A 15,373-nucleotide genomic window follows, 5' to 3' on the forward strand; every position below is an offset into this window, starting at 1 on the left:
CGAGCCCGGCCCCGATCGCCTCAGTCGGCCGTCGGGGTCGCCGACGCCGCCGGACGGCGCCGCGCGGCGAACGCGCCCGCGGCCAGCACGCCGAAGATCGCGAGGGCGTAGGTGCCCCAGCGCGCGGCGGTGTGGATCATCTCGGGCGGGTCGAACACGGCGTCGAGGATGGGCTCGCTGACGATCATCTTCGCGGCGGTGAACGCCAGCACGGCTGCGCCGGCCTGGATGATGAGGGGGAAGCGCTCCACGAGTTTCAGGACCACCTTGCTGCCCAGCACCACGATGGGAATGCTGATGAGCAGGCCGATCACGACGAGGTCGAACGAGCCGTGCGCCGCGCCGGCGACGCCAAGCACGTTGTCCACGCCCATGAGCGCGTCGGCGATCACGATGGTTTTCATCGCGCCCCAGAACGTGGTGGCCGCGGGGCCGTGGTCCTCGCCGCCGCCGTCTTCCGCGATCAGCTTGTAGGCCACCCAGAGCAGGCCGAGTCCGCCGACGAGCATGAGTCCGGGAACCTTGAGCAGCCATACGACGCCGACCGTCATGACCGAGCGCACCGCGATGGCGCCGACGGTGCCCCAGACGATGGCCTTGCGTTGCAGGTTCGGCGGCAGGTTGCGCGCGGCGAGCGCGATGACGATCGCGTTGTCGCCGGCCAGGACAAGGTCGATGAGGATGATGGCCAGCAGGGCTGACCACCAGGGCGCGGACATGAATTCCATTCGATAGGCTCCGGGTTGCAAATGCATGCACCCGATGCGGACGACGGCGAATGTGCGCGGGGGTTGGAAACGCGAAACCCATGCACCTTCGACCGAGGCCCCGCAAGGGGCTCGTATCGAAGGTCTTGCTCGGCCGGCGGACCGTGCCCAACAGGCCGGAGGCGCGAGCCTCGTATTGACGACCTGTCGTGGACCCGCGCATGACGCGCGGGAGGGAGCTACTCCCCTTCGCGGGGGGAATTAGACCACGGAACCCTACATCTTGTCACGCACCGGCCGACGGTATCATGGCCCCCCGCCCGCCCACCGCCATGGCCGCCATCCACATCACCGACGTCGAAGCCGCCATCAACTGGTGGCGCGAGCGCAAGCCCTCGCCCGACGGCGTGACGCTGGCGCCGGAGCTGCGCGCCCTGGCCGAGGTGTATGCGCTGATGGTGTACCACCGGGAAGACGAGGCCGACGAGCGCGGCTTCCCGCCCAAGGCCTACGAGGCGTGGATGGCCTGGTACGCGTCCCAGCCCGACACGCCCTGCATCGCCATCTGTTCGACCAGCCAGGGCGACGCGGTGTGCAAGGGCTGCGGGCGCACCTTCGAGGAAGTGCGGCACTGGACGGAGATGACGCCGGCGGCCAAGCGCGACGTGTGGCACCGCATCACCCTGTCGGGCGCGGCGTGGCGCTTCAACCGCTACGCGGAGCGGGCGCCGGCGCCGCCCGGCGCCTGAGCACCGCTACTTCCAGCGGACCGGCTCCAGGTCCACGTGGCGCTTTTCGTCGCCCAGCATCAGCGTTTCCTCCTGCAGCGTCGCCTGCAGCTGCATCGTGCGCTGCGCGAAGGCGGCGAGCGCCTGCGACGCCTCGGTCGGGATGCGGAACACGGACAGGTTGTCCAGCCGCGTGAGTTTGGTCTCGATTCCCCGCCACCAGACCTCCGCGGCATGGTGGAACGCATAGACGATCACCGTGTCTGCCTTTCGGCAGGCGCGCGTGATGGCGCCGTCGTCCGGCTGCCCCACCTCGATCCACAGGCGGGTGGCGCCGGTGAAGTCGCGCAGCCAGACGTCGGGCTCGTCGGGGTCGGAGAGGCCCGCGCCGAATGCGAGCGTGCCGTCGCCGCCGCACACGGTCTGGAGCATGTGGGCATTGAAGGCGAGCGCTGCCAGGCGAATCATCATGCGCTCGTCGGTCTCGCTCGGGTGGCGGGCGAGCGTCAGCGCATGGTCGGCGTAGTAGGCGTGGTCGATGTCGGCCACGGCGAGCTGCGCCTTGAAGATGGTGGATTTGATGGCCACGTCAGCAGCGGCGGGCCAGTTCAGCCGCTTTCCCGATGTACGAAGAGGGTGTCATCGCGAGCAGGCGGTCCTTCTCCGCCGCAGGAATCTCCAGCGACCGGATCAGTCCGTGCAGATCCTCCGGCCGCACGCGCTTGCCCCGCGTGACCTCCTTGAGCTTCTCGTACGCGCCTTGCACGCCGTAGCGCCGCATGACGGTCTGGATGGGCTCGGCCAGCACTTCCCAGGCGTTGTCGAGGTCGGCCTCCAGCGCTTCGCGGTTGAGCTCCAGCTTGCCCAGGCCGGTCGCCAGGGAGTGGTAGGCCAGGGCCGCGTAGCCGAGTGCCACGCCCATGTTGCGCAGCACGGTCGAATCGGTCAGGTCCCGCTGCCAGCGCGAGACCGGCAGCTTTTCCGACAGGTGGCGCAGCAGCGCGTTCGCCAGGCCGAGGTTGCCTTCGGCATTCTCGAAGTCGATCGGGTTCACCTTGTGCGGCATGGTGGACGAGCCGATCTCGCCCTCGCGCAGCTTCTGCTTGAAGAAGCCCAGGCTGATGTAGCCCCAGACATCGCGGCACCAGTCGACGAGGATCGTGTTCGCGCGCGCAACGGCATCGAACAGCTCCGCCATGTAGTCGTGCGGCTCGATCTGGATGCTGTACGGCTGGAACGTGAGCCCGAGCCCGAGCGGCTCGGGCGACTCCACGACCTTGCGGCTGAAGGCCTCCCAGTCGAAGTCGGGCCAGGCCGAGAGGTGCGCGTTGTAGTTGCCCACCGCGCCGTTCATCTTGCCCAGCAGCTTGACCGAGGCGATCTTTTCGCGCGCCGCCGCGAGCCGCACGACCACGTTCGCGATCTCCTTGCCCACGGTCGTGGGGCTCGCGGTCTGGCCGTGCGTGCGGCTCAGCATGGGGACCTCCGCGTGCTCGTGCGCGAGCGCGCGCAGACGGGCGATCACGGCGTCGAGCGTGGGCAGGATCACCTGGTCGCGCGCGCCCTTCAGCTGCAGGGCATGGCTCGTGTTGTTGATGTCCTCGCTCGTGCAGGCGAAGTGGACGAACTCGCTGGCTGACTGGAGTTCGGGGCGGGCGTCGAACTTCGACTTGATCCAGTATTCGACCGCCTTCACGTCGTGGTTGGTGGTCTTCTCGATCTCCTTGATCGCCAGGCCGTCGGCCTCGGAGAAGTTCTTCACCAGGCCGAAGAGGTAAGTGCGTGCTCCCGGCGTAAGCGGCTTGAACTCTGCGAACCCGGCGTCGCTCAGGGCGATGAACCAGCTCACCTCGACCTGCACGCGCTTGTGCATGTAGCCTTGCTCGCTCATGAGGGGGCGCAGTGGCGCCAGGCGCCCTGCGTAGCGGCCGTCGAGCGGCGAAAGCGCGGAGATCGCGGAAAGAGTCATGCCCGGATTTTAGGCGTCGGGATAGAGGGGATTTGCCCTGCTTGCCTGTCGTAGCCCAGCGACAACGCGCAAAACCGCTCCCCTTAGAATGAAGAGATACCCGCCGGAACAGAAGTCGAACCCCGCCATGAAGTTGATCGGAGCCACCACCAGCCCCTACGTGCGCAAAGTGCGCATCGTGATGGCCGAGAAGAAGCTGGACTACCAGTTCGTGCTCGAGGACGTGTGGTCGGCCGAGTCGACCATCACGCAGTCCAATCCGCTCGGCAAGGTGCCCTGCCTCGTCATGGAGGGCGGCGAGGCGCTGTTCGACTCGCGCGTGATCGTGGAGTACCTCGACACCCTGTCGCCCGTGGGCAAGCTCATTCCGGCCATGGGGCGGGAGCGCGCCGAAGTGAAGACCTGGGAAGCCCTGGCCGACGGTGTGCTCGATGCGCTGATCCTCGCGCGGCTCGAGGCGACCTGGGCGCCGCGTACCAAGGCGCAGCGCTCGCAGGCCTGGATCGACCGCCAGCTCGACAAGACGCAGGCGAGCCTGAAGGCGATGAGCCAAGGCCTGGGAGACAAGCCCTTCTGCGCCGGCATCTACCTCAGCCTGGCCGACATCGCCGTGGGTTGCGCCCTGGGCTATCTGGATTTCCGCTTCCCGGAAATCGACTGGCGCTCGCCCTATCCCAACCTGAACAAGCTCTACGAGAAGCTTTCCCAGCGGACGAGCTTCGTCGAGTCCAAGCCGGCCTGATCTCGGGGCGAGGACGGCCCGCTGGCGGCCAGCTCGGCCGTTCACAAAAATTTACGAGCCTGCGGGTCGGTTCGGGGAACCCCTGCGCGGCCGCGGGACTCCATCAGGAACAGGGCAGGGACGACAAGTCACCAGTTTGCTGCTGCGGAGCCTTCCGTGATCCATGTCGATCCGGATGCAATCCTGGGGCGCCTCTTCTCCTCCTCCCTCCCTCCCTACTTCGTTTCAGGGCGCTTCGCGGCAATTTTCTTCAGAGAGTCGGCAACGGTCCCCCGGGGGGCCGTTGCCTCTTTCGGTGCCTATTTCGCGGCCAGCAGCTTCTCGATCTGCGGGGCCAGCGCCTCGGGCGTCGTGGTGCTGCCCCAGCCGCCGACCACCTTGCCATCGCGCCCGATCAGGTATTTGTGGAAATTCCAGTTCACGCGCACCCCGGTCTGCGCCTGCAGCTGCTTGAAAAGCGGGTTCGCCCGGTCGCCGCGCACATGCGAGGCGCCGAACATCGGAAACTTGACGCCGAAGGTGCTCTCGCAGAAGTCCGCGATCTCCTTGTTGCTGCCCTTTTCCTGGGCGAAGTCGTTGGAGGGGAAGCCAAGGATGACGAGGCCCCGGTCCTTGTACTTCGCATGAAGCGCCTCCAGGCCCTTGTACTGCGGGGTGAAGCCGCAGTAGCTCGCGGTGTTCACCACCAGCGCCACCTTGCCTGCATACTGGCAGAGGCTTTGCGGCTTTTCGTCCTGCAGGCGCGGGAAGGTGTGCTGCAGGCTCGGGGGGCAGGCGTTCTGCGCGCGCGCCGGGGCGTGCATCGTCCCCGCGATCAGGGCACCGGCCAGGAAAATGAAATGGATCATCGTCGCCTCCGTAACCCAATATACATACCTCGCCGGTAAAATGCCCGGCTCAGGAAACCACGATCATGCTGTATCCCGAATTGTTCAAGCAGCTCGAATCCGTCCGCTGGGACATGGACAAGGACATTCCCTGGGCCGCGTTCGATGCCAGTAGGCTTTCGGACGAGCAGGCGCAGACGGTCAAGATGAATGCCATCACCGAGTGGGCGGCGCTGCCCGCCACGGAGATGTTCCTGCGCGACAACCGCAACGACAGCGACTTCTCGGCGTTCATGTCCATCTGGTTCTTCGAGGAGCAGAAGCACTCGCTGGTGCTGATGGAGTACCTCAAGCGCTTCCGGCCCGACCTGGTGCCGACCGAGCAGGAACTGCACGAGGTGCGCTTCGAGTTCGAGCCGGCGCCTGCGCTCGAGACGCTCATGCTGCATTTCTGCGGCGAGATCCGCCTGAACCACTGGTACCGGCGCGCGGCCGAGTGGCACACCGAGCCGGTCATCAAGCACATCTACACCACCCTCAGCCAGGACGAGGCGCGCCATGGCGGCGCCTACCTGCGCTACATGAAGCGCGCCATCGGCACGTTCGGCAACGAGGCGCGGGCGGCTTTCGCGAAGGTCGGCGTGCTGATGGCCAGCGCACGCCGCACGGCGCAGGCGCTGCACCCGACCAACCTGCACGTCAACAAGGCGCTGTTCCCGCGCGACACGATTCAGTCGCGGCTGCCCAACCCCGAGTGGCTCGAGCATTGGCTCGACACGCAGATCAAGTTCGATGCCGTGTGGGAGAACCGCGTGGTCGAGCGCATCCTTCACAACATGAGCCTGCTCATGGACCGCAGCTTCAAGAGCGTGCAGGAGCTCAACCGCTTCCGCAAGGAACTGCAGGCGAGCCTGGCGCCCGGCGCCGCGCCGCAGCCCGGCGCGGCGTGAGCCCGCCGGCCGCCGCGCCCGCCTTCGTCCGCAAGATCGTGGCGCGGGCCGAGGCGGCGGCGCGAGTCGCCGCATTGCCGCAGCCGGTCGTGTTCACCAATGGCGTCTTCGACGTGCTGCACCGCGGACACGTCACCTATCTGGCCCGCGCCCGCGAACTCGGTGCGAGCCTGGTCGTCGGACTGAACTCCGACGCCTCGGCCCGCCGTCTGGGCAAGGGCGCCGACCGACCGCTGAACAACGAGAACGATCGTGCGGCCGTCATCGCCGCGCTCGAGTCCGTCTCGCTGCTGGTGGGCTTCGACGAGGACACGCCCGTGCGGCTCATCGCCGAGTTGCGGCCGCAGATCTACGTGAAGGGCGGCGACTACGACATGCGCACGCTGGAGGAGACGCGGGTGGTCGAAGGCTACGGCGGCCGCTCTCTGGCGATTCCCTTCGTGGACGGGTACTCCACGACCGCGCTGGTGACCCGCATCCGCGCAGGTTGAAGACGGGCGATCAGGCGATCAGTTTCCACGCGGCGATGCCGAGCACCGAGACGACGGACGCCAGCGCGAACCAGAAGGGCGCCGATGCCCGGCCCGGGCGCTCGCAGCGGTAGATGACTTCATAGGCCTTCTCGGCGACGCGGTCGTCGAGCAGGCAGGCGATGGCGCGGATGAAGTCGACCGGCGCGCGCTGGATCACCAGGTCGCCCACCCACTTCTGGATGAATGTACGACGACGCTCGTCGGGCATCGACAGCAGCTTCTCGAGGCGCTGATGCACGAGTTCGTCCGAACACGCCGAGCGAAGCAGGGTAATGAAACTGTCGATGTCGCCCACCGAAGCGGTGGGGAGGGTGTCATCGGCCATAGGTTCTCAATCGAGTACCGATGCATTACACCATCCGTCGCCGCCCGGCGCAAGCCGCGTCACGCCGCCTGTCGCTTCCCGAAGCGCCGGAATTGCCTGGCTATGAACTGCTCGGTGTCGTCCATGAACAGGTACACCGCCGGAATCACGAGCAGGCTCAACACCGTCGAGGTGATCAGCCCGCCGATCACCGCGATCGACATCGGCGAGCGGAAACTCGGGTCCGCGGCGCCGAAACCGATGGCGATGGGCAGCATGCCCGCGCCCATGGCGATGGTGGTCATGATGATGGGGCGCGCCCGCTTGTGGCACGCATCGATCAGCGCGTCGAAACGCGAGAGGCCATGGTCGCGCCGCGCGACGATGGCGTACTCCACGAGCAGGATCGAGTTCTTCGTCGCGATGCCCATGAGCATGATGAGCCCGATCAGCGAGGGCATCGAGAAACTCTTCTGCGCGATCAGCAGCCCCACGAACGCGCCGCCCAGCGATAGCGGCAGCGCGGCCAGGATCGTCATCGGGTGCAGGAAGTCCTTGAACAGCAGCACCAGCACGATGTAGATGCACAGCACGCCGGTGAGCATGGCAAGGCCGAAGCTCGCGAAGAGCTCGCCCATCACTTCCGCATCGCCCACTTCGACCACCTTCACGCCCGGCGGCAGGTTGCGTACCGAAGGCAGTTGCTGCACCGCCGCCGCGACGTCGCCGAGCGGCAGGCCCGACAGCTCGATCTCGAAGTTGATGTTGCGCGAGCGGTCGTAGCGGTCGATGACGGCGGGCCCGCCCGTGAGTTCGAGCGTCGCCACCTGCCCGAGCATCACGGGTCCGCGCGAGCCGGGAATGGAGAGGCGCTCCAGCACGCCCAGGTCGTGCCGCGCGTCCTCCTGCAGTTTCACCACGATGGGCACCTGGCGCTGCGCGAGATTGAGCTTCGGCAGGGCGACGTCGTAATCGCCGGCCGTTGCGATGCGCAGCGTCTCCGCGATGGCCGCGCTGGTCACGCCGAGGTCCGCGGCCTTCTCGAAATCGGGCCGCACGGCGATCTCGGGCCGCACGAGGCTCGCGGTCGAGGCGACGCTGCCCAGGCCGGGGATCGTGCGCAGGTCCTTCTCCACCGCGAGCGCCGCGGACTGCAGCGCATTCGGGTCCTCTCCGGTGAGCACGAGGACGTACTTCTCGCCCGAGCCGCCCAGGCCCACCTTGCTGCGCACGCCGGGCAGGGGTTCGAGCGCGGTGCGGATGTTGTTCTCGATGCCCTGCTTGCGCGGGCGGTCGCCGCGGTCCGCGAGCAGCACCGTGAGCGTCGCCTTGCGCGCCTCGGCGGCGCCCGAGGACGCGAACGGATCGGCGCCCGCCGTGCCGCCGCCGATGGTCGTGTACACGCTCTTGACGTGCTGCACCTTCATCACGGCCAGGCGCGCCTGCTCGGCCACCGCCAGCGTCTGCCGCAGCGTCGAGCCCGGAGGCAGTTCGATGTAGACCTGCGTCTGCGAGTTGTCGTCGGGCGGGATGAAGCCGGTGGGCAGCAGCGGAATGAGCGCGAGGGAGCCGACGAAGAACAGGCCCGACAGCACGGCGGTCACGAGCTTGTGGTTCATGGTCCAGCGCACCGCCTTCAGGTATGCCGACATCCAGCGCGGATCGGGATGCTCGCCGTGGATCGGCTTGAGCAGGTAGGCCGCCATCATCGGCGTCAGCACCCGTGCGACAACGAGCGAGGCGAACACCGCGAGCGACGCGGTCCAGCCGAACTGCTTGAAGAACTTGCCCGCGATGCCGCTCATGAACGCCGTCGGCAGGAACACGGCGATCAGCGTGAAGGTCGTCGCGATCACCGCGAGGCCGATCTCGTCCGCGGCCTCCATCGCGGCTTCGTACGGCGACTTGCCCATGCGCAGGTGGCGCACGATGTTCTCCACCTCCACGATGGCGTCGTCCACCAGGATGCCGATGACGAGCGAGAGCGCCAGCAGCGTCACCACGTTGATCGAGAAGCCGAGCAAGTACATGCCGATGAAGGCGGGGATCACCGACATCGGCAGCGCGACGGCCGACACGAAGGTCGCGCGCCAGTCGCGCAGGAAAAGCCACACCACGAGCACGGCGAGCGCGGCGCCTTCGTAGAGCAGGTGGAGCGAGCCTTGGTACTCCTCGGACACGGGCGTGACGAAGTCGAAGGCCTGCGTGAGCTCGACGTCGGGATGCGCGAGCTTCAGTTCGTCGAGCGCCTTGACGACGGCCGCGCCGACCTGCACCTCGCTCTCGCCGCGGCTGCGGGCGACTTCGAAGCCGACCACGGGCTTGCCGTTGAGCAGGGCGGCGGCGCGCGGCTCGGCGATGGTGTCGGTGATCGTCGCGACGTCGTCGAGCTTGATGCTGCGGTTGCCCGACAGCGCGATCTGGATCAGCCCGATCTCGCGCGCGCTTTTCACCGTGGCGAGCGTGCGGACCGGCTGCTCGCCGCCGCCGACGTCGGTGCGGCCGCCCGCGCTCTCGGTCTGCACCTGTCGCAGCGTGCGCGAGATATCGGCGGCCGTGACGCCGAGCGCCTGCAGCTTCAGCGGGTCGAGCGCCACGCGGATCTCGCGCGCGACGCCGCCGACGCGGTTGACCGCGCCCACGCCGCGCACCGCGAGCAGCTTGCGCGAGACCTCGTTGTCGACGAACCAGGACAGCGCCTCGTCGTCCATGCGCTTCGACGCGATGGTGAACGCGAGCACGGGCTGGCTCGCGAGGTCGAGCTTGTTGACGATGGGGTCGCGCAGGTCGGTGGGCATGTCCGCGCGCACGCGCGCGACGGCGGAGCGCACGTCGTCCACCGCCTCCTGCACCGGCTTTTCGAGGCGGAACTCCGCTGTGACCGTGACGACGCCGTCCTGCACCTTCGTGTAGATGTGCTTGAGCCCCTGCACCGTGGCGATGGAGTTCTCGAGCTTGCGCGCGACGTCCGTCTCGAGCTGGCTCGGCGAGGCGCCGGGCAGCGCCGCGCTCACGCTGACGGTGGGCAGGTCGATGTCGGGGAAGTTCTGTACCTTCATCGCCTTGAAGGACAGCAGGCCGCCGAAGGTGAGCAGCACGAACAGCATCACCGCCGGAATGGGGTTGCGGATCGACCAGGAGGAGACGTTGATCACGGCCGGCCCTTACTTCTTCGCGGACGCGGCAGGCGCGGCGGGTGCGGCGGAAGCGGCGGATGCCGGCGCATCGGCCACGCGCACCAGATCCCCGTCGTTCAGGAAGCCCGCGCCCGCCGCGACGATGCGCGCGTCGGGACCGATGCCGCCGAGCACTTCGAGCCGGTCGGCCTCGACGCGGCCGACCTGCAGCTTGACCTGCGAGACGCGGTTGTCCGGGTTCACGCGGAACACGTAGCTGAAGCCCTCGCGGACCACGATCGAGGACAGCGGCACCGTCAGCGTGGGCACGGCGCCGAGGTCGAACTCGCCGCGCGCAAACATGCCCGCACGCGCGCTGCCCGCGGCCGGCCCCGGCAGCGGCTGCACGTCCACGTAGACGAGCGCCACACGGTTCTGCGGATCGACGGTCGGCCCGAGGGTGCGGACGCGGCCCGACAGGCGCGCGCCACTCGCGGTCGTGACGATCGCGGTCGTGCCGGGCGTGAGCTGTCCCAGCTCGGCGGAAGTGACTTCCGCGCGCCACTCCAGACGGCCCTTGCGGATCAGGCGGAAGAGTTCCGTCCCCGGCGCCACGACCGCGCCCACCGTCGCGCCGCGCACGGAGATCACGCCGTCGTCCGGCGCCAGCACCTGCGTCTGCCGCAGGCGGACCTGCTGCGCCTGGAACAGTGCGCGGGCCGCTTCCACGCGCGCCTGCGCCGTCTTCTCCGCGGTCTGGTACTGGTTGATCTGCGAAGCGCTCAGCGCGCCGGTGGCCTGCAGGCTGCGCGCGCGCTGCGCATTGCTCGCGGCATCGGCGGCGTTGGCCTCGGCTTCGGCAAGACTCGCGCGCGCCTGGTTCAGCTCGGCCTGCGGGGTCTCGGCGGCGAAGGTCGCGAGCACCTGGCCGCGGCGCACGACGTCGCCCACGTTGACGCGCACGTCGGTCAGCCGCAAGCCGCCCACTTCGGCGCCGACGCTCGCTTCCTGCCAGGCCGCGAGGCTGCCGTTGGCGGCGAGCTTCACGGCCAGCATCGAACGCTGGGGGATCGTCGTCGTGACGGTCAGCGCCGGCTTCACCGCGGCCTTGTCCTTCTTGTCGTCGCCGCCGCCGCAGGCCGCGAGCAGCGTCGCGGACAGCAGCACGATGGCGAACGAAAGGGGCATGAAACTCTTCGTCATTCTTCTTCTTCCTCTTGCTTATCCTTGCCTGGGCCGGACCCACCCGCCGCCGACCGCGCGATAGAGCGCGATCCAGGCGGCAACGCGCTCGCGCTGCAGCGCGACGAGCGCGGTCTCGGCGGCGAGCATCACGCGGCGCTGGTCCTCGAGCTCGATCAGGCTGGCCAGGCCGCTGCGGTAGCGCGCCTCGGTCGCGACGAAGGAGGCGCGATAGCCCTCGACCGCGATCACCGCGTCCTCGCTGCGCGCCCGCGCGCTGTCGAGATCGACGAGCGCCACCTCGACTTCGCGCACCGCCTGCCGCACGCGCGCCGCGTACACCGCCGCCGCTTCCCCATAGCGCGCCTGCGCCGCCTCCACGGCGGCGGCGCGACGGCCGCCATCGAAGATCGGCAGGGTCACGGCCACCGGTCCGATCGACCAGGTGTCGAGCGTCAAGGTCTCGCCGCCCACCCGCGCCTTGCCGATCGCGAGCGAGCCCGACAGCGTGAGACGCGGATATTGGTCGGCGCGCGCGCTGCCGACCTCGGCGCTCGCCGCGGCGACGTCGAGTTCGGCCTGGTAGACGTCGGGGCGCTGCGCCAGCAGCTGCGCCGGAATCGGCGCGAGCGCGAGCATCGCGAACTGCGCGGGCTCGGTCCAGCGCGCTTCGAGCCGCTCCCGCAGGCGCGGCTCGGGCAGGCCGCTCAGTGCGACCAGCGCCTTGACGTCGATGTCGCACTGCGCGCGCTGCTGCGTCGCGCGGGCCGACGCTTCCGCGGCGCTCGCGCGTGCGAGCGCCGCCGTCGCGGGCGCGGTGAAGCCCGCATCGGTGCTCAATCGCGTCAGACGCGAGGTCTCGGCGCGCGACTGCGCATCGCGCGTGGCCACGCCGAGCTGGCGCTCGCAGGTGCGATACGCCAGGTAGGCGTTCCCCGTCTCGGCCGCGACGGACACTCGCGCGTCGTGCCAGCCCGCCTGCGCGCCGCGCAGGCGCGCCGCCGCCGCATCGATGGTCGCGCGCTTGCCGCCGAACAGGTCGTATTCCCACGCGGTCTGCGCGCCGCCCTGGATCGTCGTGGCGGCCGGCGATGGCGGTTGCCGCCCGCGGCTCGCGGACGCGCTCGCGTCCACCGTCGGCAGCAGCGCAGACGCCGCGATGACGCGCGCGGCGCGCGCCTGGTCGATGCGCGACACCGCGGCGGCCACCGTCGGTGCGGCGGTCTGCGCCGCGTCGATCAGGTCGATGAGCAGGGGATCGTTGAATTGCTGCCACCAGACCGTCAGGTCGGCGAGCTTGCCGTCGTGCGGCAGGGGCGCGTGCCACTGCGGCGGAAGGGTGGCGGTGGGCGTGGCCGGGGGGCGCGGGACGGCGGCGCAGGCGGAGAGGAGAACAGCAGCGCAAATCGCTGCGAGCGAGCGCAGGCGTGTCATAGCCGGGGTACTTTGGGGAAAGACTGCAAATCTAACATTGGAGGCCCGTCATCGCAGGGCGGCATCGAAGGCCGCCATCGCGGAAGTGACGGGTCGCCACTCAGGAGAAAACCGAGCGCCACAGCGCGAGCACGGCGTCGTGCTCGGCGGCCAGCGTGTCCTGCGCCACGTGCGTGGGCTCCTCGTTGAGGCGGGCGCGATGCTGCACGCGGCGCAGTTCGCGGTAGGCGTCCGCCGCGGCATGACCGATGCCCTTCGGCAGAAGCCCGACCGCCTCGGCCCGTTGCAGCAGGGCGATGTTGCCCACGTTCGCGAGGAGTTCGCGATGCCGCGCCGAATGGGCCAGCACGAGATATTGCACCGCGAACTCGGCGTCGACCATCCCGCCGGGGCTGTGCTTCACGTCGAACCGGCCCGCGCGCACCGGGTGCGCGCTGCTCACGCGCTCGCGCATCGTCTCGATCTCGAGCCGCAGCGAGGTCGTGTCGCGCGGCGAGGCGATCACGGCTTCGCGCACGCGATCGAAACGCGCGCGCAGCGAGTCCTCGCCCAGCACGAAGCGGGCGCGCGTCATGGCCTGGTGTTCCCAGGTCCACGCGGTGTTGCTGCCCCGGTTCTGCTGGTAGGCCGCGTAGGCCTCGAAGGTGGTGATCAGCAGGCCCGAGCTGCCGTTGGGGCGCAGCGCGGTGTCGATCTCGAAGAGGTCGCCCTCGGCCGTCTTGGTGGTGAGCCAGTTGATCAGCTTGCGCACGAAGGCCGCGTAGACCTCGGGCGCGCGTTCGTCGGCGTCCTCGTAGACGAAGACGATGTCGAGGTCGCTGCCGTAGCCCAGCTCCTTGCCGCCGAGCTTGCCGTAGCCGATGATCGCGAACCGCGGCGATTCGCGGTGGCGGTTCTTCAGGCGCTGCCAGCACCACCGCGCGGTGATGCGCAGCACGCAGTCGGCGAGCGCACTCAGTTCGTCGGCCACCTGTTCGACCGTCAGCTTGCCTTCGATGTCGCGCGCGAGGGTGCGGAACAGCTCCGCATGGTGCGCCCGGCGCAGCAGATTCAGCAAGGCCTCGTCGTCGTCCTCGCCGGTGATGTGAAGGGACTGGCGGCGGCGCTCCAGTTCCTGCTCGAACTCCTCCGGCACGAAGCTCTCGGTGAGCAGCGCGTCGCTGGCAAGCTCGTCGATCACGCCCGGGTGCTGCATCAGGTAGCGCGCCGGCCAGCGCGCCGCGCCCAGCAGGCGCAGCAGCCGCTCGTGGACGCCCGGGCGCTCGAGCAGGAGCGCGAGGTAGCTCTCGCGCCGCAAGAGCGGCTCGAGCCAGTCGACCATGCGCAGCGCGGCCTCTTCACTCACGCGGCCCTCCTGCAACCATTGTCCCGTGCGGGCGACGAGCCGCGCGAGCCGGCCGCGCGCGTCGTCGCGCAGCGCCTGCACGCGCGGATGCCGGCACCAGCCGGCGATGCGTTCGCGCAACTGCGCGGGCAACTCTTCCAGCAGCGTGTCGAGCTCGGGCGGCGCCGCCCGCGACTTGGGTCCGGCGCAGCTGCGGCATTCCCCCTGGCTGCCGCCCAGCAGCGTGTCGAACTCCTGCGCCACGAACTCGCGGTGCGCGTCGAGCTCGTGCAGGAAGGGGCAGCAGTTCGCGAAGCCCATCGTGCGCGCGATCCAGCCGAGGTCGCCGTCGCCGTCCTCGTCGCATCCCATCGGCAGCACGTGCGTCTGCTGGTCGTCGAGGTACTGGATGCGGTGCTCGACGCGCCGCAGGAACTCGTAGGCGCGCGCAAGGCCGTCGGCCGTCGCCTGCGCCATCAGGCCCGATTGCGCCACGCGCTGCAGCGCGTCCAGCGTGGGCCGCGTGCGCAGCTCGGGGAACTGGCCGCCGCGCACCACCTGCAGCAGCTGCACGATGAATTCGATTTCGCGGATGCCCCCGCGCGAAAGCTTCACGTCGTTCGCGCGCTCCGGCCGGCCGGCGGCGCGCTTGGCGGCGTGCTCGCGGATCTGGCGGTGAAGGATGCGCAGGGAGTCGAAGACGCTGTAATCGAGATAACGCCGGAAGACGAAGGGCAGCACCACGCCGCGCAGGCCCTGCGCCGAGCCGCTCTCGATCGCCGAACGCGGCGCGACCACGCGGCTCTTCATCCACGCGAAGCGCTCCCACTCGCGGCCCTGCACCAGGAAATATTCCTCCAGCGCGCCGAGCGAGACGGCCGGCGGCCCCGAGTTGCCGTTCGGCCGCAGCGCGAGGTCGACGCGGAACACGAAGCCGTGCTCGGTCACGTCGCCGATCGCGCCGTAGATGTGCTTCACGGCCTTGGCGAAGTATTCGTGGTTGCTGATGCGGCCCCGTCCTTCGGCCGTGCCGGCGGTGTCGCCGTCGGTGTCGTACACGTACACCAGGTCGATGTCGCTCGACACGTTCAGCTCGCGCGCGCCGAGCTTGCCCATGCCGACGATCCAGAGCTGGGCGCGCTCGCCGCCCGGGGCGCACGGCGGGCCATGGATCGCGTCGAGTTCGGCGTACGCCTCGGTGCAGGCAATGTCGAGCGCGAACTCCGCGAGTTCGGTCACCGGTCCGATGATCGAGGCGAGGGGCGCCTGCTCGTCGCAGTCGAGCGCGAGCAGCCGCTCGAGCACGAGCTGGCGCAGGATGCGCAGCGCCGCCGGCGCCGCATGGCCCTGCGCGCGCAACTGTTCGTACGCGGTGCGCATCTGCGAGCGACGCGGCACGCCGGGCGCGAGCAAGGCGAGGTCGGCGGCATGGCGGCGCCGCAGGCGCTGCGCGAAGCGCGATTCGTTCGACGGCAATCCGCTCGCGGCCGAAGCGTTTTCGGTAACAACGCCGTTGCCATCGGGAGCGCCGCGCGCCATGCCCACGGTCATAATGCC

At 69.2% G+C, this 15,373-nt stretch carries 13 protein-coding genes; 4 read left to right on the forward strand and 9 right to left on the reverse strand.

Annotated elements, in window-relative coordinates; genetic code table 11:
- Window positions 1–20 precede the first annotated feature (20 nt).
- Window positions 21–728, reverse strand: a complete 708-nt coding sequence (locus tag AB7E83_RS07260) for a TerC family protein (protein ID WP_428567140.1) — start codon at window positions 726–728, stop codon at window positions 21–23.
- A 311-nt stretch (window positions 729–1,039) separates the two neighbouring features.
- Between AB7E83_RS07260 and AB7E83_RS07265 the strand changes: the two genes are divergently transcribed.
- On the forward strand, window positions 1,040–1,456 hold the full coding sequence (locus AB7E83_RS07265; RefSeq protein WP_428567142.1) for a DUF3717 domain-containing protein: 417 nt from the start codon (window positions 1,040–1,042) through the stop codon (window positions 1,454–1,456).
- A 6-nt stretch (window positions 1,457–1,462) separates the two neighbouring features.
- Here AB7E83_RS07265 and AB7E83_RS07270 read toward each other — a convergent pair whose 3' ends face one another.
- Together AB7E83_RS07270 and purB are read right to left on the reverse strand one after the other, a co-directional pair.
- Window positions 1,463–2,023, reverse strand: coding sequence for a YaeQ family protein (locus AB7E83_RS07270; RefSeq protein ID WP_428567145.1), 561 nt, complete (start codon window positions 2,021–2,023; stop codon window positions 1,463–1,465).
- A 1-nt stretch (window position 2,024) separates the two neighbouring features.
- On the reverse strand, window positions 2,025–3,404 hold the full coding sequence (gene purB / locus AB7E83_RS07275) for an adenylosuccinate lyase (RefSeq protein ID WP_428567147.1): 1,380 nt from the start codon (window positions 3,402–3,404) through the stop codon (window positions 2,025–2,027).
- Between the two features lie 127 nt (window positions 3,405–3,531).
- Here purB and AB7E83_RS07280 point away from each other — a divergent pair, with 127 nt between their 5' ends.
- Entirely contained in the window at window positions 3,532–4,146 is a 615-nt protein-coding gene (locus tag AB7E83_RS07280) for a glutathione S-transferase N-terminal domain-containing protein (RefSeq protein WP_428567149.1), read from the forward strand.
- 299 nt (window positions 4,147–4,445) lie between these two features.
- Here AB7E83_RS07280 and AB7E83_RS07285 read toward each other — a convergent pair whose 3' ends face one another.
- Complete coding sequence (locus tag AB7E83_RS07285; RefSeq protein ID WP_428567151.1) at window positions 4,446–4,994, reverse strand: glutathione peroxidase; 549 nt, start codon at window positions 4,992–4,994, stop codon at window positions 4,446–4,448.
- Between the two features lie 65 nt (window positions 4,995–5,059).
- Between AB7E83_RS07285 and AB7E83_RS07290 the strand changes: the two genes are divergently transcribed.
- Window positions 5,060–5,923, forward strand: coding sequence for a ferritin-like domain-containing protein (locus AB7E83_RS07290; RefSeq protein ID WP_428567154.1), 864 nt, complete (start codon window positions 5,060–5,062; stop codon window positions 5,921–5,923).
- Complete coding sequence (gene rfaE2 / locus AB7E83_RS07295; protein WP_428567156.1) at window positions 5,920–6,414, forward strand: D-glycero-beta-D-manno-heptose 1-phosphate adenylyltransferase; 495 nt, start codon at window positions 5,920–5,922, stop codon at window positions 6,412–6,414. Before AB7E83_RS07290 ends, rfaE2 begins: the two co-directional genes overlap by 4 nt.
- A 10-nt stretch (window positions 6,415–6,424) precedes the next feature.
- Here the strand turns inward: rfaE2 and AB7E83_RS07300 are convergent, their stop codons facing one another.
- From AB7E83_RS07300 to glnE, 5 genes are all read right to left on the reverse strand, one after another.
- A complete protein-coding gene (locus AB7E83_RS07300; protein ID WP_428567159.1) occupies window positions 6,425–6,781 on the reverse strand; it encodes a hypothetical protein in 357 nt (118 codons plus the stop codon).
- A 59-nt stretch (window positions 6,782–6,840) separates the two neighbouring features.
- Window positions 6,841–9,912 carry an efflux RND transporter permease subunit gene (locus AB7E83_RS07305; RefSeq protein WP_428567367.1) on the reverse strand — a complete coding sequence of 1,024 codons (3,072 nt, stop codon included), beginning with the start codon at window positions 9,910–9,912 and terminating at the stop codon, window positions 6,841–6,843.
- A gap of 12 nt (window positions 9,913–9,924) precedes the next feature.
- Complete coding sequence (locus AB7E83_RS07310; protein WP_428567162.1) at window positions 9,925–11,079, reverse strand: efflux RND transporter periplasmic adaptor subunit; 1,155 nt, start codon at window positions 11,077–11,079, stop codon at window positions 9,925–9,927.
- 18 nt (window positions 11,080–11,097) lie between these two features.
- The gene (locus tag AB7E83_RS07315; protein ID WP_428567165.1) at window positions 11,098–12,492 is read right to left on the reverse strand and encodes an efflux transporter outer membrane subunit; all 1,395 of its coding nucleotides are present in this window, start codon (window positions 12,490–12,492) and stop codon (window positions 11,098–11,100) included.
- A 100-nt stretch (window positions 12,493–12,592) separates the two neighbouring features.
- Window positions 12,593–15,367 (reverse strand): bifunctional [glutamate--ammonia ligase]-adenylyl-L-tyrosine phosphorylase/[glutamate--ammonia-ligase] adenylyltransferase, encoded by a 2,775-nt coding sequence (gene glnE, locus AB7E83_RS07320; protein ID WP_428567370.1) that lies wholly within the window; start codon window positions 15,365–15,367, stop codon window positions 12,593–12,595.
- Between the last annotated feature and the right edge of the window lie 6 nt (window positions 15,368–15,373).

The sequence above is a fragment of the Ramlibacter sp. genome (assembly GCF_050250995.1).
Lineage (GTDB): Bacteria > Pseudomonadota > Gammaproteobacteria > Burkholderiales > Burkholderiaceae_C > Ramlibacter.